A 21,834-nucleotide genomic window follows, 5' to 3' on the forward strand; every position below is an offset into this window, starting at 1 on the left:
ACCCTATGGCGCCAAAGCGGTTCAGAACAGTCTTTTCAACCGGCTCAAGCGCCGGCCCCAGCGCAATCGCCAACTGGGAACACTTTTTAAGGCCGGTGCACCAGCAAGCAACTGATCCCAATGCTGATTAACAGCGTTTAGGGCCTGCTGCCAGCGCTGCTGCACCTTGCTTTCTGAATGGGCCGCCAGCAGGGCCGCCAGTAATTCAGGCTTTGGCCTAAAGGCATCAGGGTTTGCAACTGCTGCTGTGATCTGCTCCAAATCATTGGCAAGGCTGCCGCAACCGATCTGCCATGCGCTTACGCCTGGATCCAAACTATCGGCGAGGGCATGGTTAAAGCTGCTAAATAAAACGCAACCACTGGCGAGAGCCTCCAGGGGCGGCAAACCAAAACCCTCCGTTACGCCCACACTGCGCCAATAATCGGCGGAGTCGTAAAGCAACACCTTGGCGCTGCTAAACAGGGCCGCTAGATCCTCCACCCAGCCGCTTTGCACCTCAACGGCCACCCCCCGCTTGCGCAGGGCTGGCACCAAGCAATCGAGCACATAACTGCTGGTTTTACGGGCCTGCACCAACACATCAATGCTTCTGGTGTTGCTAGCAGCAGTTGTGTTGTTGCCAAAAGCTGGATCCAAAGCATTGGGCACCAGTTGCAATGGTGCCCTTGGGGCGCGATCACCCCAATAGCCAAGCGTATTTCTACTCACGGCCAGCACCGGCACCCCAGGGGGTAGCTGAAAGCCATAACCACTGCTATGGGCGTGGTAAGCAACGGGTCTACCGCGCAACTGCCGCAATAACGCGGGCACATCAAAACCCCAACTCACAATCCATAGGGCTTCCCCTGGTGTTGCTTCCTGTTGCAACAGATCGGCAAGGAACAGATGGCCCGGTTCCCTTTGGCGATAGGTAACAACCTCCACCGAAGGCGCTAATTCAGCGCATAGGCGAGCACTTTGCAGCTCCACCAGCAAGCCACCGCAGCGGAAACGGGCGCTGGTACCCGGTACTAAAAACCGCAGGGGGCGGCTACTCACTCAGTTATTAACAGTTTCGGTACTGCCAGTGATTTGACGGCGGGTGAGGAAACCAAACAACACCTTGCCAATGGCAGCCACCAAATTGCCATCGAGCTCTTGGAATAGTTTCATATTGAGGTGAAAAGCATGGTTGGCTTCTTCCACCATCCGATCAGCCATCACCTGATCAATCACTAACGCATTCAATGCAGCCCTGTAGGTATTTTTAAAAGCCTTTTCATCCTCAATTGCAGGGAATACATAAAACTGCAAACCAGCATCACCCTGCATATTCATTGCTTTTTGGGCAATGGTTTTCAGAATTTGGCCACCGGATAGATCACCCAAATAACGGGTGTAGTGGTGACCCACCAGTAGTTCGGGGGCGCTATTTGCTAATTCATGGATGCGGGCTACATATTCCTTAGCCGCTGCTGTTGGTTGGATTTGCTCGATCCAATTTTCGCCGTAGTAATAAACAAGATCTGCTTCAAGGGCGCCGCGACGGTTTAAGGCCTCAAAGGCGATCGGTTGCAGCACTGGATTTTGCCGGAGGCGATCGATCTCCTCCTCCATTGCCGCATATACGAAATACAAACTTGCTACCAGCTTGCGATAGCTGAGTTTGTCTACCACCCCTTTTAGAAAGCAGCTAACAAAGCCAGTATTTTCTGCCATGGTGTGGGATTTTTTAGTTCCCTCCCGCAGCTGGGTAGCTAAGGGAACAGCTGCATCAGCGCTAGTGAGGGCAACGTTTGAATCGAGGGCAACAGCCATGGGGCCAGGTGCACGGGCAATCTTGATTGGAGCGTAGGCGCCCTATAGCTAGTAAGGGCTGCAAAAGTTGCGAAGGATTACGAGCCCTTGGGCCAGTTCGGCAGCATCAATAACCGCAGAACACGCAAAACTAGGCTCATCTAACCCATAACTTTTGCGGCTAACGCCCAGATGGCTATCTACGAAAAGCTCACAGCCCCAAGCCGCGGCGCCGCAATTAAATTTGTGGACGGCCTTCCTGTGGTGCCAGCCAACCCGATCATTCCCTTTATTCGCGGCGATGGCACCGGTGTTGACATCTGGCCCGCCACCCAAATGGTGCTCGATGCTGCTGTGGCTAAGGCCTATGGCGGTGAACGCAGCATTGAATGGTTCAAGGTTTATGCCGGTGATGAAGCCTGTGAGCTCTATGGCACCTATCAATACCTGCCCCAAGACACGCTCACCGCAATCGAAACCTATGGGGTTGCCATCAAAGGGCCCCTCACCACACCAATCGGCGGTGGGATTCGCTCTTTGAATGTGGCCCTTAGGCAAATCTTTGATCTCTATTCCTGTGTGAGGCCCTGCCGTTATTACAGCGGCACCCCAAGCCCCCACAAACGCCCCCAAGACCTTGATGTGGTGGTTTACCGCGAAAACACAGAAGATATTTATATCGGCATCGAATGGGCCGCCACCGACCCCGTGGGCCAAGAGTTGCTGCAGCATTTAAACAACACCGTTATTCCCGCCAGCCCGCAATTAGGTAAGAAACGCATTAAGGAGGGTTCTGCCCTTGGTATCAAACCCGTTAGCAAAGCTGGCACCCAAAGGCACATCCGCCGGGCGATGCAGCATGCCCTGCGGCTTGAGGGCAATCGCCGCCACGTAACCCTGGTGCATAAGGGCAACATCATGAAATTTACCGAAGGTGGCTTTAGGGATTGGGGCTATGAATTAGCAACCACTGAATTTCGTGCCGATTGTGTTACCGAAAGGGAGAGCTGGATCCTGGCGAATCAAGAAAAGAATCCACTGCTTTCAATTGCAGATAATGGCCGCTTGATCGAACCGGGTTACAACAATCTCACCCCTGATAAACGCGAGGCGATCGATGCTGAAGTTGAGCTGGTTTTAGCAACTATTGGCGCCAGCCATGGCAATGGCAAATGGCGTGAAATGGTGCTGGTAGATGATCGAATCGCCGATAGCATCTTTCAACAAATCCAAACCAGGCCCCAGGAATATTCGGTGCTGGCAACCCTTAATCTCAATGGTGACTACATCTCCGATGCTGCTGCAGCGGTGGTGGGGGGCCTTGGCATGGCACCAGGGGCCAACATCGGCGATCGCGCTGCCATTTTTGAAGCCACCCATGGCACGGCACCAAAACATGCGGGCCTTGATCGCATTAATCCCGGTTCGGTGATTCTCAGCGGTGTGATGATGTTGGAATTTATGGGCTGGCAAGAGGCGGCCAACTTAATCACTGCTGGCCTCAGCGCTGCCATCGCCAATGCTGAAGTTACCTACGACCTAGCCCGCCTCTTGGAACCGCCGGTGGAACCGCTTAGCTGTTCCGGTTTTGCAGAAGCGGTGGTGCGTCATTTCAAGGCATAATACGTATATAAACTGGACCTGCATGGAGTTTCATCGGATCACCTATAACCCCGCTCAATGTGGAGGAAAGCCTTGCATAAGAGGAATGCGCATAAGAGTTAAAGATGTTCTTGATCTCTTTGCCGCAGGATTAAGCAGCAATCAAATTCTCGATGATTTTCCTGATCTAGAACAAGAAGATCTAAATGCAGCCCTTCAGTATGCTGCCAACGAGATAGACCATCCAGTGCTTTTAGGATGAATCTTTGGCTTGACGCGCAGCTGTCTCCACTGATAGCTAAGTGGATAAATGATCAAGGCCTAAGAGTATCAGCAACCCCGCTCAGAGATATTGGTTTACTGAAAGCAAGCGATCGAGAAATCTTTCAAAAAGCCAGAATGTCTGGCGCAATTATTGTAACCAAAGACAGAGACTTTTTGTTGCTTCTCAAGGATGAAGGCCCACCTCCCCAGGTGATCTGGCTCAGGGTAGGAAATAGCAACAATATTTTTCTTCAGCAAGTTCTTAGTTCCACGCTACCAAAGGCTTTAGAACTGCTGCGGGAGGGTGAACCCTGGGTGGAAATTCGAATGAAGCTAAAAAATAGATCTTTATATGCAGAATAGTTGCTATGAATTCATCTTCAGCCTTAGCCACCGACCCCTGCGTGCACTGCGGCTTCTGCCTGCCCAGTTGCGCCAGCTACCGGGTGTTGGGCACGGAGATGGATTCACCCCGGGGCCGCATCCATAGCCTGAAGGCGATCGAGGCCGGCGAACTAACGCTTGATGCCACCGTGGCTAGTCATTTTGATAGCTGCCTTGGCTGCTTTGCCTGCGTTACCGCCTGCCCCGCCGGAGTGCGTTACGACCAACTGCTTGAGCAGGTGCGCCCCCAACTAAACAACCCCAGCTTGCGCACCCCCTGGCAGCGGCAATTGCGGCGACTTTTACTTGCCCTACTGCCCTACCCCCAGCGGTTGCGGGCCTTAATGCTGCCGTTGCAGGCCTATGCCGGCACGCCGCTGCAGCAACTTGCTCGCCGCAGCGGCATAACGCGCCTATTTGGCGCGGAAATCGCAGCGATGGAACAGCTGCTGCCGCCCTTGCCACCCCAGGCCAAAGATCCGGTGGGGCTGATTCCCGCTGAAGGGCCGCGCCGCGCCAGGGTTGGCCTAGTGCTTGGCTGCGTGCAGCGCGTATTTGATCCTGGCGTTAACGCCGCCACCTTGGCGGTGCTTGCAGCCAATGGGGTGGAAGTGCTGCTGCCGGAGGGTCAAGGCTGTTGCGGGGCGGTGAGTCATCACCAGGGGGAACTAAAACAAACCCAAGCCCTCGCCATGGATTTAGTGGGCAGCTTCAATCGAGCCGCCGCCAACGAACCGCTTGATGCAATCCTTGTTGCCGCTTCCGGTTGCGGCCACACCCTGAAGCAATATCCCCAGCTTCTAGCAGGCAATCCAGGATTTAAGGCAGCGGTAAAAGATGTGCATGAATTCCTCTATGAATTAGGGCTAAGCGATAGTTTTAAGGCGCGGCTTAAACCATTAAAAGAAGCGCTGGTTGTTTATCACGATGCCTGCCACATGATCCATGGCCAAGGCATTAGCCAGCAACCAAGGCAATTGCTTAGGGCAATCCCAGGGCTGGAGTTGCGAGAAGCGATGGAAGCGGGGGTGTGCTGCGGCAGCGCCGGCATCTACAACCTGGTGCAACCAGAGGAAGCAGCGGAATTAGGTGCAATAAAAGCGAAAGATCTAATCAATAGCGGTGCCGCAATGGTGGCCAGCGCCAACATCGGTTGCAGCCTGCAGATACGCCAACACATGCTCGAGCAAAAAAAGCCTTTACCCGTTGCCCATCCCATGGAATTACTGGCCCGCAGCGCTGGTTTATTGGAGTTTGGTTAATTGCTATAGCTAGCAATCCAGCCGCCAAGCTTCTAGCAACTGCCAACACTGCCGCAGGCTGGTGGCATCACCGAGATTGCCGGGGAAGGTAACAATTGGCAGATCGCCCCAGATTGGATGGTGGGGTTGGGGCTGCACCAGGGAAAGGCCCGGCAGCAACTGGCCCAAAAGTTGCAGACGATCTAAACCGAGGCCAGCGCGCAACAAAGTAAAACTGGTGGTGCCGCCCTTAGCGATCACAAAACCCAAAGGTGGCCCCAGGCTTAGGGCTAATTTGGCCATCCTTAGGGCTAGTTGCTGCTGCTGGGCTGGGCTGAAGCCACGCCGTTCACCGCGGCTGCTAAACAGCACTGGCGTTAGCCCCTGGCTGCGGATTGATTGCAGCTTGGTTAATAACAACGGCTCAAAATCTGTTGCTGCTGGCTGATCAACTGGATATTCCACACCCCTGCAGCCGGGTTCAGCAAGCAGCAGTTCCAACTGTTGATCCGCCAGGGGCACATGGGATCCCACTATCACCAAGCCAGGGCCGCGGCAGGGGGGTAGATCAGCTTTGCTAAGTAAACGGGGCTTGAGCTCAGCCAAACCATTCAGCAAGCTGGCGGCGCTTTGGCAAAAGTGACGCCTACCGCCAGCTATCAATTCAAACCGCAGGGTTTTAGCTAACTCATCTAAATCTTCTGGTGTGTGGGCATCAATCACCGCCCATTGGCCTACCGCTAAATCAGCCAATGGTTGATTTGCTCTTAAAAGCGCCACCTGGGCTGCATTTATGCGGCCAGCACTTTTAGTAGCCAACCACTCGCTAAGCACACTGGTTTGATAACCAAAACGCTGATCTGCGGCAAAGGCGCTCAGATGCACCGGTTTGCCATGGAGCAAATGGCTGCCCGCCTCAGTGGTGCGACCCCCCTGGGGGAATGCTGGCACCAACAGGTTGGCGTGGAATGGCCCAAGGCCAGCGCTGATCAGCTCCTGCTCCAAGGGGGTGTGGCCCCTCAAGGTGGAATCACCGCGACTAACCACCAGCCAAGGCCGTTGATAATTTTCCAAAAGCGGCTTGAGCCGAGCGCAGATCAACTGCAGTTGATCCCTCACCTGTTCAGGTTCTAAGGCACGGCTATTGGTGATTAAAAACAAGAGGGCAGAGGGGTCTGCAAGGCCCGCCGCCAGGTTGCTGCTGCTGAAATTCAACAACAAAGAACAACCATGAACGGTTTGTGAGCCTGTGGGGTCATCGTCAAAGACGATGATCTTGATGTTGTGCTCCATCTGCCGGCATGCCGGATCTCGCTCCAGTTGTAATGCCAGAGCGCGAGGAATTAAGCCAATTGGTGCTTGAACTCCATGCCGATGGCAGCCCATGGGTACCGAGCGGCCTTGGCAATCACCTGCATTGGGGTGCTGCCTTGCAGGCGGATGCAGGCATGGTGCTGAGCATGGCCCGCTGCAACCGCGTTATTCACCATGCCGTAGCCGATTTCACCGTAACGGTAGAAGCCGGATTGGGCCTAGCCAAACTGCAGGAGGTTCTTGCCGCCCAGGATCAATGGTTGCCCTTGGATCCACCCCTGGCTGGCCCCAGCAGCATCGGCGGTTTAGTGGCACGGGGTTTAAGCGGCCGCCTGCGCCACCGCTACCGCGACCTGCGTGATCAATTGCTAGGGATCAGCCTCTTGCGCAGTGATGGCACCGCAGCAAAAGCCGGCGGCAAGGTGGTTAAAAATGTGGCCGGCTACGACCTAATGCGTTTGTTTTGTGGCAGCTGGGGCAGCCTTGGCCTGATCAGCGAACTAACCTTGCGCACCATGCCATTGCCCAAGGGGCGGCAAATAGTGCAGCTAAAAGGTGCACTGGAAGATCTACAACAACTGCGCCAACAGTTGCTTTTGCATAGCTCCATGGCGCTGGAATTTATTGAATGGCGCCAGGGGCCAGGGGCAGCAACCTGCCTGCAACTGGGCCTATGCAACCTTGCTCAAGAGCAACAACTGCAATTGCAATTAACGCCAAATATCCAATTGGAAAAGCTCCCCCAACCAACAAGTTCAACAACAACTTCAACAACCGTGGAAGCTGGCCAATGGTTGCTGCGGCTGGGCCTTGAACCAGTAAAAATAATTGAATTTATGCAAGATCCAGTTGCCCAGGGTTGGCAATTGCAATTGGGGGCAGCCAGTGGCCTAGGCCTTGCCCAGGCTGCCTTCGAGGGGATGGCGCCCTACAGGGTGGAAGCCCTTAGGCGGGCCTGCGAAAGGCGCAGCGGCTACCTAACAGTGCTGCAAAGCCCAAATAACAGCAAGCTAGATGCCTGGGCCGATATAAAAGCAAAGCCCCTAATAGAAGCTGTTAAAAAACAATTCGACCCATTGAATCAACTTTGCCGCGGCCGCCTACCTGGTGTTGCCTCCTGTTAAACCTTGGCTATTAAGAAAACGTTGGAATCCTTCTGCTAAACCCTTACTGCCGGAATAGCTAAGGTGATGGCTATCGGCATATTGCAAGGTGCCATCTGGGCGTCGATGTTGCACGCGACCTGCAAATAAAAGTTGATCGGTGGGATCAAAGATATGCACATTTGGTAAACCCTTTGCCACCTGGGCCAGGGTGTTGCGCAGGGTGGTTTGCATCTCGGCTGTGATTGCAGCCGTGGGTGAGCAAAATGTGCCCCCCTCTCGATTAGCTAATAATTTGCCCCAAGCTTCACAAACCACGGGCTCCCTAGCCAGGGTTGGGATATCAAGCACCAACACCAACTGAATGCCTTTTGCCGCTAATTGCTTGGCGATGCGGCGGCTACTTGCAATGTAGGCAGAGCGAACCTGGGCTGGGGTTAGGCGTTTGCCATTCACATAAACCGGGAAATCATTTGGCCTGCCGCGGCCATCAATATCAGCCAATTGTTTATTTAACCAGGTAGAAACCAAAACGATGTCGTTTGGCTTCAGCCGCTGAATGGCACGGTCGATTTCACCTGCTGCAAATGAACGACAGGGTTCATAGGGTTTATTATCAAAGCTAACTGTTATATCAGGGCTGATTAAACAACTACTTTTAAATGTAAAACTAATACTTTGACCAGTTTTATTTGTAACTTGATCTAACATTGGCAGCAGGTGATGGGCATGGGAATCACCAAGCAGAAATATTTCTCCGGCACCGGCACGCCCCGCTTTACTGCAACGGCTGAAATCGGTTCTGTTCTTAATGTTGTAAGGCAACCAATTGGCAACACTGCAACTGGCATCACTGATATCGGTGCCAACAATCACAGGCCGATGTTCAGCAATCTTTTCGAGTTTTGGCACAGGATCTACGCCACTACCAAGAAAAAACTTGCCCCTATAGGGATGGGCTAGAGCGTCGATGCCCGTCCAGGTAACAGCGATGGCTGCCAAGGAAAGGCCCCATTGCAAGGGGGCTGATAGGGGCCGCCGCCGCACCGGCTGCTCCACCAGCACATAGGCCAACCAGGCCAAGCCAAAAGACAAACCAATCGCCAGGCTGTAGAGCCAAAAGCGATCGATGCCGTAGGTCCAGCGCAAAAAGGTGAGCACTGGCCAATGCCAGAGGTAGAGCGAATAGGAAATCAAACCGCAAGCCACTAAAAAGCGCTCAAGGCCTCGCCATGGCAAAAACCGTTCTGATGTAGCCCCATAGCCCGCCTGCAACAGCAACAAAGTTGCTAACACCGCCACCAGGGCGCCAGGGGCTGGAAACCATTGCAGGGAAGATGTTTTAAGCAAGGCCAGCAACATCAGCCCATAGCCGCCAAGGCGCAACCAAAGCCGGTTTAAGTGGCCGCCAAAGCCCTTTAACTGGGCAAGCAACAGCACGGCACCGGCGCTCAATTCCCAAAAGCGGCTGGGCATCAAAAAGAACGCCAATATCGGCGCTTCCTGGGTCCACCACAAACTGAGGCCGAGGGATGCAAGTGAAAGGCCCAGCAGGATTGGTAGTGCCCGCCTGCGGCCCACGCCGATCAGCAATAGCAAGAGCGGAAAGATCAGATAGAACTGCTCCTCAACCCCTAAAGACCAGGTGTGGGATAGGGGGTTGAGGTTGGAATCAAGGCCGAAATAATCGGTTGCTTTTGCCGCAAAGCGATTGTTAGACCAGCCATAGAGCGCTTTTACCGCATCAACAAAGAGGCTGCGGGTTTCTGATGGTGGCACCAGCAGCGCTATGCCAAGGCTGGTTACACCAACAGATGCCAAGAGATTTGGCAGTAGCCGCCGAATTCTGCGCACATAAAAACCAGCCAATTGCTGCCATGGCCCCTCCCCTTGATGACCCAGCAACGATCCGGTTACCACGTAACCGGAAATCACAAAGAAAACATCTACACCGGTAAAGCCACCGGGCAGCCAGGCCTCATTCAGGTGATAAATAAAAACCGCCAATACGGCGATGCCACGCATGGCATCGATATCAGGGCGGTAGTTAAACCTCAGCACTAAATGCTTTCCACCACATAACGGCACTGCAACACCTGGCTTGCACCGGCAGCCAGCTCCAACTTGCCATCGCCACTGATCAAACTTTGACGTGGACCAGTCCAGGGTTCGATGCAAACCATCGGTCTGGGGGGATCAGTCCAAAACACTGCCAGGTTCCAAGGGCTGCTCAGTTCCATGCGTAGGCGCCTTGCTGCTGCCTTATCAACTAAGGCCACATCAGCGCTGGGGCGCACCAGCAGGTCGATGCCCTGCTCTAACTGTTGCAGTTGCTCACTGGTGGCGCCGGGGGCCATCAGCTTGTGGTTTAAACATTCCTCAGGCATCCCTTCAAATTGGAGATCGCCAAGGCCACTCACGTTGAAATAGGGGTGGATGCCAAAGCTAAATGGCAGGGCCTGGTTTGCCCTGTTGTGGAGGGTGGCAGTTACCTCAAGGGCGCCAGGGGCTAGTCGGTAATCAAGCTGCAGCAAAAAAGCAAAGGGGAAATCCAGCAGGGTGGCAGGGGTATCACTGAGCTCTAAACGCACCCCACGGCCATCATCCAGGGCCGATATTTGCCAGGGCATGGTGCGGGCAAAACCGTGCTGCTTAAGGGTGGCGATGCGGCCATCAGCTAGGGGCAACTGGTCGTTTGGCAGGTTGCCGCAAATGGGAAACAACACCGGTGCTCCGCCCCTGATCGACTGGCTTGGATCCAAAAAGCGGGCTTCATCTAGGTAAACGATTTCATTGCCACCGCAACACCAACCACTGAGCAAGCCACCCCGTTCAGGCACTAAACGGATTTGATCACCGCTGCTGGCATCAGTGAATAGCCAATGGGGGTAGGGGCTGGTTTGTTGTTGCAGGGCCATAGCCGTTGAATTTAAGCGAGCGTGCTTAACCATTGCAGCAGCTCTGCATTAACAACTGCCGGCTGTTCATCGTGGGGGCAATGGCCAGCTTCCAAAACCACTTCAGTGGTGGCAGCGGGGGCGTGGCTTTGAAATAGGGCCCTGCGACCAACAGCATTGATCCAGGGATCGCGGATACCCCAAAGCAACAGCAACGGGGCTTGCAACTCAGCAAACAAATGGTCGAGCGGTTCGCCTTTAGGGAAATCAAAAACCGTACGAAACACCCCAAAGGCACCTGGATCCAAAGATGGGGTCCTGATGGCCTCCACCAGGGCTTCATCCACATTGGTTTTATCCACGTAAACCTGATTCAAGGTGCGGCGGATCGTGGCTCTACGGCGCAGGTTTTCAAAGATCAAGCGCTGCAGCACAGGGCTTTGCAGCAAGGCGCCCGCAATGGTTTGGCGGGCGATGGCAGCTAAACCCTGGGCTGGTTTTTGTTCACTACTAAAAGGCCCGGCGGCATTAAGCAGCACCACACCAGCGCACTGCTCCTTGAGGGCGGCACCGGCGGCTAGGGCTGCATAACCGCCCAGGGAATTACCCACTAACACCGTTGGTTCAGCGATGCGCTCGTGCACATAGGCGCAGAGTTGATCACGCCATAGTTCACCGCCATAGGCCTCACCAGCTGGTTTTGCACTGGCACCAAAGCCGAGCAGATCAATGGCATGCACTGGATGGTGCTGCTCCAGGGCGGGGATATTGAAACGCCAGTGGTAGGTGGAAGCACCAAAACCATGCACCAAGAGCACTGGTATCCCGGCGCTGCTGGTGCGCTCAAGGCTGTGAATGGGGTGGCCGCGAAAGCTCCAGGGTTCCTTCACGGCCAAATCAAAGATGTTTGCGGATGCTAAGGATGCTCCACCTGCAACGGTTAGCTCTGCCCATGGTTGATGCTGATTTAAGTGTGCTATTCAGCGGCAGCGCTTTATGGGCACTGGCTTTTTATGTGCCCTTGAGCGGCCCAATCGCGAGGTTTGAGGCTGAATTAGTGGCTGCGGGGGTGGCAGAAATAAAACGCCAAGTGCTTTTGGTGCTGAGCAGTGTGGCCCTAGCGGTGGGAGTTGGCGTGGTGTGGCAATTGCTGTTGAGCTGGGCGCTTAGCCCCAGTTGGGCCGCCAGCATGGCCTTGCTGGCGGTTTTAGCAACTGGTTTCTGGGTACTTGCTAATCGCGAATAGAACTATCTATTTGCACCAACAAATCCACGGATGTAGTCGATTCCCCAATCGAGGGTGTGGGGCGGAAGTTCATATATGTGGTAAAAAATTAAACGTTTAGCAGCTTCGATTCGCTCCATCCCAACGGCCCTGAGATTTGCTTCAGAAGCGATAAAGAATTCAGCCATGGCAATTTGATTGCCATTTTTAACCCCACTCACATACAAATCACGCAGTTTTCCAACAAGTTCAGCTGTGGCAGGGGCAAAGCTAATGAGTTCGTCACCCAGGGGAATAGTCATATTTTTGATGCAGCCCATGGAAAACTTCATGGCGGCCCTGGTTTCTTCCACACTCAAAGCATCATCTGAACCATCTCTGAATTGGTGCTGGATTACACCGTTGGTGCACTCGATCATGCGCAGCAAGGCAACCTTATCTAGCTCTTCAGGGGGAAGGGCGGAAAACAGTGCGTCCCAATCAGAGGTCATGGAAATGAATAATTTTACAAATCGTAACAACTATCGGGAGCAGTTGTGTGGCAGATTTAACCAAATTGAAAAACCAATCTGCATGGCCTTAGTTCCCCGCTGGCAATACATGACAGAGGAATCAAAAGCGCTAGCAAAACGCTTGGCCATTTCAGGTGCGATATTAGTAATTTCCCTGATTATTGTTAGGGCTTTACTACCCTGGGTGTTAGCTGCCTTGGCAGTTTGGTGGCTGTGGAAATTAGTTAAAAAGTGATCAAAAGTTATATATAGCTATATACAATTAATAATCATCACCGTATTTAACACCTGCATCAACATTCATTAATTCAACCGTTGTTTTATAACCCTGGGCAACGGTTAGATCGTGTTGGTAGCCGATGTCACGCAGGGCAGCCACGTCGTATTCAGGGGCAGTGAGCCAACTAAAACCCTTGCCAAAGGTGTTGTCGGGGTTAACCACATACCAATGACATGCGGTGTCGGGCACATGGACTGAACATTTTGTCCAATCGTTATCCCACTGGGGCACCTGCACAAAAGAAAGTGCCGCAAATAAAAAGCCGAAGAAACTAAGAAACATCAGCTGCTTAAGAATTCGTTACACAATAGCAGCCTTTGGCGCGGAAGGGGCAAATAGCGCCGATATCAGGCAAAATCAGGGCAAATTCATTGCTTTAGGAAAAATCACCGATCTACGCTGGCGGCAAAGGCTAGAAAACCTGCAAAGGGCCCTAGGCCAGCTCAAAGCTGCCCTAGAAGCCCACAACGCCTGCATCAACGATGAGGTGATTGGCATGGCTGTTGTTAAAGCCTACGAATTCAGCTTTGAATTGAGCTGGAAAACCTTGAAGGATTTGCTTTCCTACGAAGGCATTGATGCCCAGTTACCAAGGGAGGTTTTAAGGCAGGCATTTAGCTATGGGCTACTTAAAAATGGTCAGTTGTGGATTGATATGCTTGAGCAGCGCAATTTGATGGCCCACACCTACGATCAAGCCAGGGCAAATCAGGCTTTAATGCTTATTCGAGAAACATTTGCGCCAGAATTACTGCAACTTGCAGCTGAACTGGAGAAACGGCCGTGAAGGCAGTTATTGGCGGCCTGCCAAGCCAAACAATTGAACAAATTCAATCCGTAAAGCAAATATATCCAGAAATCCGCTGGTTCAAATTATATGGTTCAAGGGCTCTGGGGCTTGAAAAACAGGGATCCGATATTGATATTGCCTTCAGTAGCCCCATAGATTACAGCACTCAACTGGCAACAGCATTTGATGAACTTGCTACTCCTTACAAAATAGACATAACCCATTGGGAAAGCATTGAACATGGCGGTTTAAAAGCTCATATCGAAGCTGTGGGCATATTGCTATAAATAACGCAAAACCAGAATAAGCTGCCTAGAATATGAGCAAATAGCTTAGGTGCAGCTTGCCGATAAGAAAACTACTAAGAAAAAGCTTGCTTTGGATTTTACGTGAGCCAAATAAAACTGCAATATTGCCAGAACCAACACTGCAGCCAGCTTCCAGCAATCCCGAAACAAAAAATACTAAGGCCGTTAAAGAATGGACCTATTTAATCAAAAAAAGGTGGGATCAAATGCCCACGATCCAAGGCAAAACTGGACTGGTGCTTAAATCACTACTATTAATTCATGAAAAAATAAGTGATGCAAACCCCCTGGAGGGATATGAGGGCTTGCCATTGCAAGTGGAACAGATCTACTGGGAAATCTGGGATTTAATTGATGAACATCAAGATTTGGAAACACCAGCTGAAGTTTTAGAACAATGGATGACTCAGTGCACACCAGGAGACTTTTATTTATAAACAAACAGAATTAAAAATCTACGTTGTGTAATCGGCGTTGATGCGAACATATTCAGCCGACAGGTCGCAACCCCAGGCCCGGCCAGCACCAGAGCCAGATCCCACCACTAAATGAATATCAACTTGATCGCTCTCTAGATATTTGCCAGATCCCTTTGTTTGTAAATACAATGATGCTGCCGGCCGATCAAAATTAAGCGGTTCGCCATTAGCCATTAATTGATGGGTGCCAATCCATAGGGCAACGGCCTCTGGATCAAAACAAACCCCTGCCCTACCCGCTGCTGCAACGATTCTGCCCCAATTGGGATCACGGCCATGGATTGCAGTTTTAAATAAGGAAGAGCCACATATTGTGCGAGCTATTTGGCGGGCCTGGTTATTAGTTTCAGTGCCTTCCACCAACACTTCAATTATACAACTAGCGCCTTCCCCATCACGGGTTATCGCCCGAGCTAAATATTCACACATTTGATTTAAACCAGCTTCTAATAATGGCCAATATTGTTCCTCTAGCTGGAGCCCAGCGGCAAAAGCGATCAATGAATCATTGGTGCTGGTGTCGCCATCAACAGTGATTGAATTGAATGAATTATCAGCAGCCCGCCCTAACATTGCCTGCCATTGCTGCGCAGGAACAGCCACATCACAACTAATAAATGCAAGCATTGTTGCCATATTTGGATGGATCATGCCCGACCCTTTTGCAATACCTCCGAGCCGCACAAGCTGGCTACCTATTTGCAACTCCAATGCATGGCTTTTTGCCACTAAATCAGTGGTGAGGATCGCGGTAGCAGCTGCAGCACCAGCTTCTGAATTAGCAGCTAATGCATCCACCAAGGGATCGATAGCTGTTAATAACACATCCATTGGGATCGGCACACCGATCACACCGGTGGAGCAAATCAACACCTCTTCATGGGCTAAACCAAGCCGATCAGCTAAAGCAGCAGTGGCCCTCAAGCTATCGATTAAGCCAAGATCGCCAGTGCAGGCATTGGCTTGGCCTGAATTTATAAGCACTGCCCTTGCCGTGCCTTGGCTTTGTTGCAACCTCTCAACGCATAGATCAACGCAGCCAGCCCGCACGATGTTTGTGGTGAAAACCCCAGCCGCCAGCGCCGCCTCTGGCGCCAAGAGGAGTGCTAGGTCTTGCTTACCACTGGCCTTAAGCCCAGCTGTGATGCCAGCGGCTTTGAAACCATTTGGGGCTGTGATGCCACCGCTAATTGGTTGCCATTGATTCACGGCCGGTTCACACCACTGGCACCATCCTGCCGGTGAAGATGGTGATGCTCAATCAATTGATTGCCATGGGCCAACGCCGCATCGGCCTCACCGGTGGAATTGCCAGTGGTAAATCGAGCGTGGGGAAACTGCTGCAGGAAAAATACGGCCTGTTGGTTTTAGATGCTGATCGCTATGCCCGCGCTGCCCTAGCCCCTGGCACTACGGCTAGCCAAGCGGTGCTGAAGCGCTATGGGCAAAAGCTATTTTGCGGTGATCATCTTGATCGCAGGGCCCTAGGTGATCTGGTTTTTAATAACCCCACAGAACGCATATGGCTTGAACAACTGGTGCATCCAATTGTGCGGCAAAAGATAGCTGAGGAATTAAATAAATCAACTACAATCGAAACCATAGTGTTAATGATCCCACTCCTATTCGAAGCGGGCCTTGAATCACTATGCACGGAAATCTGGCTTGTAGATTGCGATGAAAATCAACAATTAGAACGCTTAATTGCTAGGGATATATGCACGAATGAACAGGCATTAGTACGCATTAATGCCCAATGGCCTTTAGCCCGTAAGCGCCTCCTAGCCGATCGCCTGATCAACAACCGCGGCAGCAGTGCTGAACTGGAAAACCATGTGGCGCTGGCCTTGGATCATCCTGAAGCCTAGATTTAGGGCACTTCACTGCTGGCGCCATGGTGATTAACTACAACGCCTCGCAACCACTGCTTAGGTGGCTGCTTTTTTTAAATGCCATCTGTTTAGCAGTGCCTTCTTTTGCAGCTGGGGAAACCGCCACAGTGCAAGAAATCCTTGATGGCAATCAACTTTATATTGATGGCAACCAAGCCCGGCTAAAACAAGCGGCCCAAGTTCCCCAAGTAATCAGCACCGGCGATAGCCGCGGCCAGCTGGGTTTTGAAAGTGGTGCCGTTGCAAGAATAAATCGCCAATCCCTGCTCAAATTAGGCAGCAGTTGTTTCCTGCTTAATAAAGGACAAGTCCTGGTGTCTGGCCGCCAAGATGGCTGCACCCGCTCCGCTCGGATGAGTGTGAGGGGCACTAATTATTTGTTGCAGGTAGACGAAAATGGCAATGCTGATCTCGCAGTTTTGGAAGGCACTGTGCAAGTGGAAGCAACTGAATCCAAAACAGCACCCGTAACAGTTCAAGCTGGCCAGCGCTTGCGTTTAAGCCCCGCGGGTGTAGTGCTGGGATTGGTGAAACTTGCCCTTGGTGATTACCAATCAATACTTGATGGCCCTCTATTTAGTGGCTACAGCTTGCCCTTGCCGGCTTATGCAAACCTTGAAAGTTATCTACGCAGCAATATGCCTGGATTAAATCTACCTATTACCCCTAGCCTGCCAATACCAACAACGCCTTCCGTGCCCGGCCTATCCCTACCGCGTTTTTTCTGATCGCAAATCTGCAATAGGCAGCGATGGCCCCCTCCCTTGGATCGAATTCACGTTTAAGCATTTTTGTTTTAAGCCTGGCGATCATTAGTGGTGGCTTGAGCGGTTGGGCTCCTCCGTTATGGCGCAGCTGGGCAATAGCTACCTACAACCAAATACTCGCTTGGGCCGGCCCGCAAACGCCGCCGGCTGGTTTGTTTTTAGTTGCCATAGACGACGCTTCTCTACAGCAGGGCCAATGGTTTGAACAACAACAAAATGCACCTGGCTGGAGCAAAGGTTTAGGCCAATTGCCTTGGCCAAGGGCTAGTTATGCCGTGTTGGTGGAAAAACTCAGGGCCGCTGGCGCCGAAGCAATCGCCCTGAATGTTTTGTTTGAAGGCCCAAGCAGCCGTAGCCCCAAAGACGACAGCCAATTGGCAGCAACCCTGGCTCGCCACAAAGGCCATGTGGTGCTTGCCGCTGAAATGCTGGAACCAAATGATTCCCAGGGGGCTGGTGGGCTCAGCCTGGCGCCGCCCCTTTTGGCACTACAGAAAGCAGCCGGGGGCAGCAAAGCACTTGGGCTCACAAACATGCTTAAGGGGGAAGACAACGCCGTTGGCCCCCACCCCGAGGCCTACATAAGCCAAATCCTTAAGCCCCATGGCATTGGTTTACAGCGTTCACTACCCCTTGCCCTGTTGGATGCAGGCGCACAAAAAAGCCGCCAACCCGATGCCCTAAGGGCCCTGCGCCCATACGGGCCAGAGGGACACCTACCGCGTATATCAGCATGGGAAATACTTGATCCCGATCGCTGGCAACAACAGCCTTTGCGTAAAAAGTTAAAAGGGGCGTTGGTGCTTGTGGGCCCCACCCTTGATCAAGGGGAAAACGGCCACAGCAGCGCCTTTGGCGTGCTTTCGGGCCTGGAATTATTAGGTACCGCCAGTGCCAACTCCATCGACGGCACAGGCCTAGCCCCATGGCCTGCCACAGCTTGGCCCCGCGCCCTGGTGGCATCGCTACCACTGCTGCTAATTGGCCTGATTGGTTTGCAGCGGCCAAAACTGCGCTGGCGCTTGGCCTGCTGCGGCCTTGGCTTGATCTTGCTTTTGCTGATCAGCACGAGCGCACTGTTGCGCTGGCAGCGAGCCCTACCCCTATTGGCTCCCACCGCCGCTCTGATCCTGCTGGCTAGTGGTTTTGGTATTGATGGCTATTGGCGGGAAGAGAAAGAACGCAGGCGACTGCGCCGCACCTTTGAACGTTATGTAGCCCCCAGTGTTGTGGCGGAAATCCTGCAAAACAGAGAGGCAGCCGAGGGAATCTTGCTGGGCCGCACCTTACCCGTAACGGTGTTATTTAGTGATCTAAAAGGATTTACTGCCCTCACCCAACAATTATCTAAAGAAGGACGCAGCACAGATTTAGTGCAGCAACTAAATACCTATTTAGGCGCCATGGTGGAGGTGATCACAGCCCATGGCGGCACCATAGATAAGTTCATTGGTGATGCTGTGATGGCGGTATTTGGCTCGCCCCGAAGCCGTGGTGTTGCCATAGAAGCAGTTCAAGCAGTTCGTTGTGCCCTTGCCATGGGCGAGCGCCTGGAGCAACTAAATCAACAATGGCAAATAGATAACATCGCTCCCCTTGCCAGTGGCATTGGCATTGCCAGCGGAGATGCTGTGGTGGGTCAAATCGGCAGCCCGCAACGGCTGGATTTCACTGTGATTGGCGACACTGTTAATTTGGCAAGCCGGCTGGAAAGCCTCACCCGTGTGTTGGATGCTCCAGTGTTAATCAATCAACGCACTGCCGAATTGATGCAACCGCAAATGGGGGCTCAAAACCTTGGCAAACATTCAATAAAAGGCATGGGCGATGTGGCAGTATTCAAGCCAAATTAATGCAATAAATCAATCAATTGCATTCACAAACTTATCCATCAACCCTTGAGCTTAGTTAACAGGATTTGATTAGCAAGCTTTGGATCAGCTCGGCCGCCAGTTTGCTTCATTAATAGGCCCACAAAGAAGCCTTGTAATTTATTCTTACCGCCCCTAAAAGCTTCCACTTCAGCGGGATGATCCGCAAGCAACTGATCAACAATTGCAGTAATTGCCGCAGGATCACTGATCATTCCCAGGCCCTTCGCTGCCACTATCGCTTTAGCTGAACCACCCTCAGCTAATAACTGGGGCAGGATTTCTTTGGCGATTTTACCGCTGATCTCAGCAGCTTCTATTAAACCCACTAATTCCGCTAATTGCTCAGGCTTTAAGGGCAGATCAACATAGGAAAGTCGATTGGCATTCACGTGGGCTGCGATATCACCGGTTATCCAATTTGAAACCGCCTTTGCATCAGCGCCAGCCGCTACTGTGGCTTCAAAATATTCAGCCATCTGGCGTTCATCCGTTAATACCCTGGCATCATAAATTGATAAACCAAATTGATCTGCGTAGCGATGCCGTTTAGCGGCTGGCAATTCAGGAAGCTCGGCAAGCCAAGCATTCCGTTGAATATCTGATACTTCAATCGGCCCTAGATCCGGCTCCGGGAAATAGCGATAATCGGCGGCACCCTCCTTGCTGCGCATGCTCTTGGTGTGCTGTTTGCTTTCATCCCATAGGCGCGTTTCCTGCACCACCCGCTCACCACTTTCGTAGGCCTTTATCTGGCGCTGGATTTCAAAATCAATCGCCTTTTGAATTGCTGAAAATGAATTCATATTTTTTATTTCCACCTTTGTGCCAAAGGGTGCATCCGGCCCCCTACGCACAGAGATATTCACATCGCAGCGCAATGATCCCTCTTGCATATTGCCATCACTAACACCTAAATAACGCATGATGCGGCGAATTTCAGATGCATATTCAGCCGCCTCCCTGCCGGTGCGGAGATCAGGTTTACTAACAATTTCGGCCAGGGCCACACCCGCCCGGTTGTAATCCACGAGGGAATGGGTGCTGCCGGCTAATCGATCGCTGCCGGCATGCACCAACTTGCCCGCATCCTCCTCCATATGCAAACGTTCAATGCCAATGCGTTTTAGATAGGTTTCTTTGCCTTTTTCAGCCACCTCAACTTCTATCCAACCATCCTCAGCAATCGGTTGGTCAAATTGTGAAATCTGATAGTTCTTTGGTAGATCTGGATAAAAATATTGCTTACGATCAAATTTGCTATGGGCTGCAATATTCAGATTTAAAGCTAAAGCTGCCTTCACGGCATATTCGAGCACCTTTTGGTTTAACACCGGTAGGGTGCCAGGCAATCCGCAAACCACAGGATCGATGTGGGTATTTGGCTCATCACCGAAAGCGGTGGAGGCACCGGTGAAGATTTTGCTGGCCGTAGCCAGTTGAACATGGGTTTCTAAACCGATCACCGCCTCCCAATTGGCCTCTGCCATCGCTCTGCTCCAGCCTTGAATGGCATTGATCCTATGAACTCAGCCGCTATGGATCGATCTGAACCAATCCTGATCCTTGGCGGTGGCTTAATTGGCCTTGCCATTGCCCATGGCCTCGGCCGCCGTGGCCATGCCGTAACCGTGTTGAGCCGCCGCCGCAATGAAGCGGCTGGCTTTGTGGCAGCAGGCATGTTGGCCCCCCATGCGGAAGGCCTTAGCGGTGATCAACTGCTGCTGGGGCAAGCCAGCCTGGCGGCCTATCCAAGCTGGATAGCCCAGGTAGAGGCAGATAGCGGCATCAATTGCAAACTCAAACCCTGCGGCATCGTGGTGCCCTTTAAAAGCGCTAGCAACCGGGATGCCTATCCCACTGCTGCCATGGGTAAAAGCCTTGATCGAGCTGGCCTGGAGCAGGAAATACCTGGGATTGGCCCCCAATGGCAGGCGGGCTTGTTGTTTGAGCAAGACGGTCAAATTGATAATCGCCGCCAATTGATGCGGGCCCTAGAGCGGGCCTGCACAGGCCTTGGTGTGCAATTTCAAGAGGGTGCCCAGGTGCAAAAGCTGCAGCGCCAGCAAAACGGGCACCTAGAGGCTGTTGAGCTGATCAGCGCAGAAGGTGAACGGCAGCGGCTGCCATGTGGCCATGCCGTTCTCGCCTGTGGTGCTTGGAGTGGTGAGTTGTTATCAAACCTGCCCGTTTTTCCGGTGAAGGGGCAAATGATGTCGTTGCAGGCACCGCGGCAGGCCCTAGGGCGAGTGTTATTCGGCCCCGGCACTTACTTAGTGCAAAGGGATGATGGTTTGCTGGTGGTGGGTGCCACTAGCGAAGCGGAAGCCGGCTTTACCGATGGCCTCACCCCAACGGGGCAACGGCAATTGCAGCAAGGCATTTGCGCCCTCCTGCCGGAAGCAAGCCATTGGCCGCCCATGGAGCGCTGGTGGGGTTTTCGCCCCTGCACCCCCGATGAGGGCCCGCTTCTTGGCCGCAGCGCCGTGCCAGGCCTATGGCTAGCAACAGGCCACCATCGCAATGGGGTGTTGCTGGCAGCAATCAGCGTTGAACTGATAGTTGCCGCCATCTGCAATCAACTCGATCCTGATCAAGCGGCAATGCTCGCCTGCTTCAGCTACAAACGATTTGAGTAGTTAGTTATTTAACTAGCTTTCCGTGCGCCACCCCTGGTCGGCAGGGGTCCAGCTGCTTAATTCAGCGGCTTGGAACCAGAGGCCAATTTCAAATTCAGCTGTTTCTGCTGCATCGGAACCATGGATCACATTGCGGCCGATATTCACCGCCAAATCACCGCGGATGGTGCCGGGTTCAGCTTCTAAAGGCTTGGTGGCACCAATCAATTTACGGGCGCTAGCAATTACGCCATCACCTTCCCAAACCATTGCCACCACAGGGCCACTGCTGAGGAAATCCACCAAACCAGCAAAAAATGGCCTTTCGCGATGCACGCCGTAGTGCTCCTCCACCAAGCTGCGGCTAGGGGTTAGCTGCTTAAGCCCCACCAGCTTGAAGCCCTTGCGCTCAAAGCGGCCGAGGATTTCACCCACCAGTCCCCGTTGAACACCATCGGGCTTGATGGCAATAAAAGTGCGTTCGGTGGCCATTGGGCAGGGGGAAAGC

Annotated in this window: 25 protein-coding genes; 14 read left to right on the forward strand and 11 right to left on the reverse strand. The window is 52.6% G+C overall.

Annotated elements, in window-relative coordinates; translation table 11 throughout:
• Nucleotides 1-21: 21 nt before the first annotated feature.
• Both KBY68_RS06885 and KBY68_RS06890 read right to left on the reverse strand, forming a co-directional pair.
• Nucleotides 22-1,041: a glycosyltransferase gene (locus KBY68_RS06885; RefSeq protein ID WP_255096465.1), complete on the reverse strand. Its 1,020-nt coding sequence runs from the start codon at nucleotides 1,039-1,041 to the stop codon at nucleotides 22-24.
• The gene (locus KBY68_RS06890) at nucleotides 1,042-1,800 is read right to left on the reverse strand and encodes a biliverdin-producing heme oxygenase (protein ID WP_255096466.1); all 759 of its coding nucleotides are present in this window, start codon (nucleotides 1,798-1,800) and stop codon (nucleotides 1,042-1,044) included.
• A 171-nt stretch (nucleotides 1,801-1,971) separates the two neighbouring features.
• Between KBY68_RS06890 and KBY68_RS06895 the strand changes: the two genes are divergently transcribed.
• Genes KBY68_RS06895 through KBY68_RS06910 form a run of 4 tightly spaced genes read left to right on the forward strand, consistent with a single transcriptional unit; the run spans nucleotide 1,972 to nucleotide 5,291 of the window.
• On the forward strand, nucleotides 1,972-3,402 hold the full coding sequence (locus KBY68_RS06895; RefSeq protein ID WP_255096467.1) for an NADP-dependent isocitrate dehydrogenase: 1,431 nt from the start codon (nucleotides 1,972-1,974) through the stop codon (nucleotides 3,400-3,402).
• 22 nt (nucleotides 3,403-3,424) lie between these two features.
• Nucleotides 3,425-3,643, forward strand: coding sequence for a DUF433 domain-containing protein (locus tag KBY68_RS06900; RefSeq protein ID WP_106500013.1), 219 nt, complete (start codon nucleotides 3,425-3,427; stop codon nucleotides 3,641-3,643).
• Complete coding sequence (locus tag KBY68_RS06905; RefSeq protein ID WP_106500014.1) at nucleotides 3,640-4,008, forward strand: DUF5615 family PIN-like protein; 369 nt, start codon at nucleotides 3,640-3,642, stop codon at nucleotides 4,006-4,008. Before KBY68_RS06900 ends, KBY68_RS06905 begins: the two co-directional genes overlap by 4 nt.
• Nucleotides 4,009-4,013: 5 nt before the next feature.
• Nucleotides 4,014-5,291 carry a (Fe-S)-binding protein gene (locus tag KBY68_RS06910; RefSeq protein WP_255096468.1) on the forward strand — a complete coding sequence of 426 codons (1,278 nt, stop codon included), beginning with the start codon at nucleotides 4,014-4,016 and terminating at the stop codon, nucleotides 5,289-5,291.
• Between the two features lie 9 nt (nucleotides 5,292-5,300).
• Here KBY68_RS06910 and KBY68_RS06915 read toward each other — a convergent pair whose 3' ends face one another.
• Entirely contained in the window at nucleotides 5,301-6,563 is a 1,263-nt protein-coding gene (locus tag KBY68_RS06915; protein ID WP_255096469.1) for a four-carbon acid sugar kinase family protein, read from the reverse strand.
• Nucleotides 6,564-6,571: 8 nt separating this feature from the next.
• On the opposite strand from KBY68_RS06915, the gene KBY68_RS06920 reads away from it, so the two are divergent.
• On the forward strand, nucleotides 6,572-7,708 hold the full coding sequence (locus KBY68_RS06920) for an FAD-binding oxidoreductase (protein ID WP_255096470.1): 1,137 nt from the start codon (nucleotides 6,572-6,574) through the stop codon (nucleotides 7,706-7,708).
• Here KBY68_RS06920 and KBY68_RS06925 read toward each other — a convergent pair.
• From KBY68_RS06925 to KBY68_RS06935, 3 genes are read right to left on the reverse strand one after another with little or no spacing between them, the layout of a single operon-like run.
• Nucleotides 7,685-9,775 carry an acyltransferase family protein gene (locus tag KBY68_RS06925; protein WP_255096471.1) on the reverse strand — a complete coding sequence of 697 codons (2,091 nt, stop codon included), beginning with the start codon at nucleotides 9,773-9,775 and terminating at the stop codon, nucleotides 7,685-7,687. The two genes, KBY68_RS06920 and KBY68_RS06925, sit on opposite strands and share 24 nt — an antisense overlap.
• Nucleotides 9,748-10,638, reverse strand: coding sequence for an aldose epimerase family protein (locus KBY68_RS06930; protein WP_255096472.1), 891 nt, complete (start codon nucleotides 10,636-10,638; stop codon nucleotides 9,748-9,750). Before KBY68_RS06930 ends, KBY68_RS06925 begins: the two co-directional genes overlap by 28 nt.
• Entirely contained in the window at nucleotides 10,617-11,474 is an 858-nt protein-coding gene (locus tag KBY68_RS06935; protein ID WP_255096473.1) for an alpha/beta fold hydrolase, read from the reverse strand. The genes KBY68_RS06930 and KBY68_RS06935 overlap by 22 nt, the downstream gene beginning before the upstream one ends.
• A gap of 23 nt (nucleotides 11,475-11,497) precedes the next feature.
• Here KBY68_RS06935 and KBY68_RS06940 point away from each other — a divergent pair, with 23 nt between their 5' ends.
• Nucleotides 11,498-11,830: a hypothetical protein gene (locus tag KBY68_RS06940; RefSeq protein WP_315855652.1), complete on the forward strand. Its 333-nt coding sequence runs from the start codon at nucleotides 11,498-11,500 to the stop codon at nucleotides 11,828-11,830.
• 2 nt (nucleotides 11,831-11,832) lie between these two features.
• Here KBY68_RS06940 and KBY68_RS06945 read toward each other — a convergent pair whose 3' ends face one another.
• Nucleotides 11,833-12,300 (reverse strand): hypothetical protein, encoded by a 468-nt coding sequence (locus KBY68_RS06945; protein WP_106500020.1) that lies wholly within the window; start codon nucleotides 12,298-12,300, stop codon nucleotides 11,833-11,835.
• 4 nt (nucleotides 12,301-12,304) lie between these two features.
• Here KBY68_RS06945 and KBY68_RS06950 point away from each other — a divergent pair, with 4 nt between their 5' ends.
• Nucleotides 12,305-12,556: a hypothetical protein gene (locus tag KBY68_RS06950; protein WP_255096474.1), complete on the forward strand. Its 252-nt coding sequence runs from the start codon at nucleotides 12,305-12,307 to the stop codon at nucleotides 12,554-12,556.
• 27 nt (nucleotides 12,557-12,583) lie between these two features.
• Here the strand turns inward: KBY68_RS06950 and KBY68_RS06955 are convergent, their stop codons facing one another.
• Complete coding sequence (locus KBY68_RS06955; protein ID WP_315855653.1) at nucleotides 12,584-12,790, reverse strand: DUF8643 family protein; 207 nt, start codon at nucleotides 12,788-12,790, stop codon at nucleotides 12,584-12,586.
• On the opposite strand from KBY68_RS06955, the gene KBY68_RS12305 reads away from it, so the two are divergent.
• From KBY68_RS12305 to KBY68_RS06970, 3 genes are all read left to right on the forward strand, one after another.
• On the forward strand, nucleotides 12,780-13,388 hold the full coding sequence (locus KBY68_RS12305) for a nucleotidyltransferase substrate binding protein (protein ID WP_255096475.1): 609 nt from the start codon (nucleotides 12,780-12,782) through the stop codon (nucleotides 13,386-13,388). The genes KBY68_RS06955 and KBY68_RS12305 overlap by 11 nt on opposite strands.
• Nucleotides 13,385-13,678 (forward strand): nucleotidyltransferase domain-containing protein, encoded by a 294-nt coding sequence (locus KBY68_RS06965; RefSeq protein WP_255096476.1) that lies wholly within the window; start codon nucleotides 13,385-13,387, stop codon nucleotides 13,676-13,678. Before KBY68_RS12305 ends, KBY68_RS06965 begins: the two co-directional genes overlap by 4 nt.
• Nucleotides 13,679-13,764: 86 nt before the next feature.
• Nucleotides 13,765-14,136 (forward strand): hypothetical protein, encoded by a 372-nt coding sequence (locus KBY68_RS06970; protein ID WP_255096477.1) that lies wholly within the window; start codon nucleotides 13,765-13,767, stop codon nucleotides 14,134-14,136.
• A gap of 18 nt (nucleotides 14,137-14,154) precedes the next feature.
• Here the strand turns inward: KBY68_RS06970 and argJ are convergent, their stop codons facing one another.
• Nucleotides 14,155-15,387 (reverse strand): bifunctional glutamate N-acetyltransferase/amino-acid acetyltransferase ArgJ, encoded by a 1,233-nt coding sequence (argJ, locus tag KBY68_RS06975; protein ID WP_255096479.1) that lies wholly within the window; start codon nucleotides 15,385-15,387, stop codon nucleotides 14,155-14,157.
• Here argJ and coaE point away from each other — a divergent pair.
• Genes coaE through KBY68_RS06990 form a run of 3 tightly spaced genes read left to right on the forward strand, consistent with a single transcriptional unit; the run spans nucleotide 15,369 to nucleotide 18,690 of the window.
• Nucleotides 15,369-16,046 carry a dephospho-CoA kinase gene (coaE, locus tag KBY68_RS06980; RefSeq protein WP_315855654.1) on the forward strand — a complete coding sequence of 226 codons (678 nt, stop codon included), beginning with the start codon at nucleotides 15,369-15,371 and terminating at the stop codon, nucleotides 16,044-16,046. The two genes, argJ and coaE, sit on opposite strands and share 19 nt — an antisense overlap.
• Before the next feature lie 26 nt (nucleotides 16,047-16,072).
• Entirely contained in the window at nucleotides 16,073-16,798 is a 726-nt protein-coding gene (locus KBY68_RS06985; protein ID WP_255096480.1) for a FecR family protein, read from the forward strand.
• 23 nt (nucleotides 16,799-16,821) lie between these two features.
• Nucleotides 16,822-18,690, forward strand: a complete 1,869-nt coding sequence (locus tag KBY68_RS06990) for an adenylate/guanylate cyclase domain-containing protein (RefSeq protein WP_255096482.1) — start codon at nucleotides 16,822-16,824, stop codon at nucleotides 18,688-18,690.
• A 38-nt stretch (nucleotides 18,691-18,728) separates the two neighbouring features.
• On the opposite strand, the gene gatB is transcribed toward KBY68_RS06990, so the two are convergent.
• Nucleotides 18,729-20,198 (reverse strand): Asp-tRNA(Asn)/Glu-tRNA(Gln) amidotransferase subunit GatB, encoded by a 1,470-nt coding sequence (gene gatB, locus KBY68_RS06995; RefSeq protein ID WP_255096483.1) that lies wholly within the window; start codon nucleotides 20,196-20,198, stop codon nucleotides 18,729-18,731.
• 33 nt (nucleotides 20,199-20,231) lie between these two features.
• On the opposite strand from gatB, the gene KBY68_RS07000 reads away from it, so the two are divergent.
• Complete coding sequence (locus tag KBY68_RS07000; RefSeq protein WP_255096484.1) at nucleotides 20,232-21,347, forward strand: FAD-dependent oxidoreductase; 1,116 nt, start codon at nucleotides 20,232-20,234, stop codon at nucleotides 21,345-21,347.
• Between the two features lie 12 nt (nucleotides 21,348-21,359).
• Here the strand turns inward: KBY68_RS07000 and ndk are convergent, their stop codons facing one another.
• Nucleotides 21,360-21,818, reverse strand: coding sequence for a nucleoside-diphosphate kinase (ndk, locus tag KBY68_RS07005; RefSeq protein ID WP_106500705.1), 459 nt, complete (start codon nucleotides 21,816-21,818; stop codon nucleotides 21,360-21,362).
• Nucleotides 21,819-21,834: the final 16 nt, after the last annotated feature.

The sequence above is a fragment of the Synechococcus lacustris Maggiore-St4-Slac genome, assembly GCF_024345595.1.
GTDB classification, from domain to species: Bacteria; Cyanobacteriota; Cyanobacteriia; order PCC-6307; family Cyanobiaceae; genus Synechococcus_D; species Synechococcus_D lacustris.

Bases quoted from the DNA above. Each gene is read 5' to 3' on its own strand.
- gatB (WP_255096483.1), bottom strand. From the start codon at position 20,198: ATGGCAGAGGCCAATTGGGAGGCGGTGATCGGTTTAGAAACCCATGTT.
- KBY68_RS06890 (WP_255096466.1), bottom strand. From the start codon at position 1,800: ATGGCTGTTGCCCTCGATTCAAACGTTGCCCTCACTAGCGCTGATGCA.
- KBY68_RS07000 (WP_255096484.1), top strand. From the start codon at position 20,232: ATGAACTCAGCCGCTATGGATCGATCTGAACCAATCCTGATCCTTGGC.
- KBY68_RS06950 (WP_255096474.1), top strand. From the start codon at position 12,305: ATGAATAATTTTACAAATCGTAACAACTATCGGGAGCAGTTGTGTGGC.
- KBY68_RS06990 (WP_255096482.1), top strand. From the start codon at position 16,822: ATGGCCCCCTCCCTTGGATCGAATTCACGTTTAAGCATTTTTGTTTTA.
- KBY68_RS06900 (WP_106500013.1), top strand. From the start codon at position 3,425: ATGGAGTTTCATCGGATCACCTATAACCCCGCTCAATGTGGAGGAAAG.
- KBY68_RS06920 (WP_255096470.1), top strand. From the start codon at position 6,572: ATGCCGGATCTCGCTCCAGTTGTAATGCCAGAGCGCGAGGAATTAAGC.
- KBY68_RS06940 (WP_315855652.1), top strand. From the start codon at position 11,498: ATGCTAAGGATGCTCCACCTGCAACGGTTAGCTCTGCCCATGGTTGAT.
- KBY68_RS06930 (WP_255096472.1), bottom strand. From the start codon at position 10,638: ATGGTTAAGCACGCTCGCTTAAATTCAACGGCTATGGCCCTGCAACAA.
- KBY68_RS06915 (WP_255096469.1), bottom strand. From the start codon at position 6,563: ATGGAGCACAACATCAAGATCATCGTCTTTGACGATGACCCCACAGGC.
- ndk (WP_106500705.1), bottom strand. From the start codon at position 21,818: ATGGCCACCGAACGCACTTTTATTGCCATCAAGCCCGATGGTGTTCAA.
- KBY68_RS06945 (WP_106500020.1), bottom strand. From the start codon at position 12,300: ATGACCTCTGATTGGGACGCACTGTTTTCCGCCCTTCCCCCTGAAGAG.
- KBY68_RS06910 (WP_255096468.1), top strand. From the start codon at position 4,014: ATGAATTCATCTTCAGCCTTAGCCACCGACCCCTGCGTGCACTGCGGC.
- KBY68_RS06985 (WP_255096480.1), top strand. From the start codon at position 16,073: ATGGTGATTAACTACAACGCCTCGCAACCACTGCTTAGGTGGCTGCTT.
- KBY68_RS06895 (WP_255096467.1), top strand. From the start codon at position 1,972: ATGGCTATCTACGAAAAGCTCACAGCCCCAAGCCGCGGCGCCGCAATT.
- KBY68_RS06905 (WP_106500014.1), top strand. From the start codon at position 3,640: ATGAATCTTTGGCTTGACGCGCAGCTGTCTCCACTGATAGCTAAGTGG.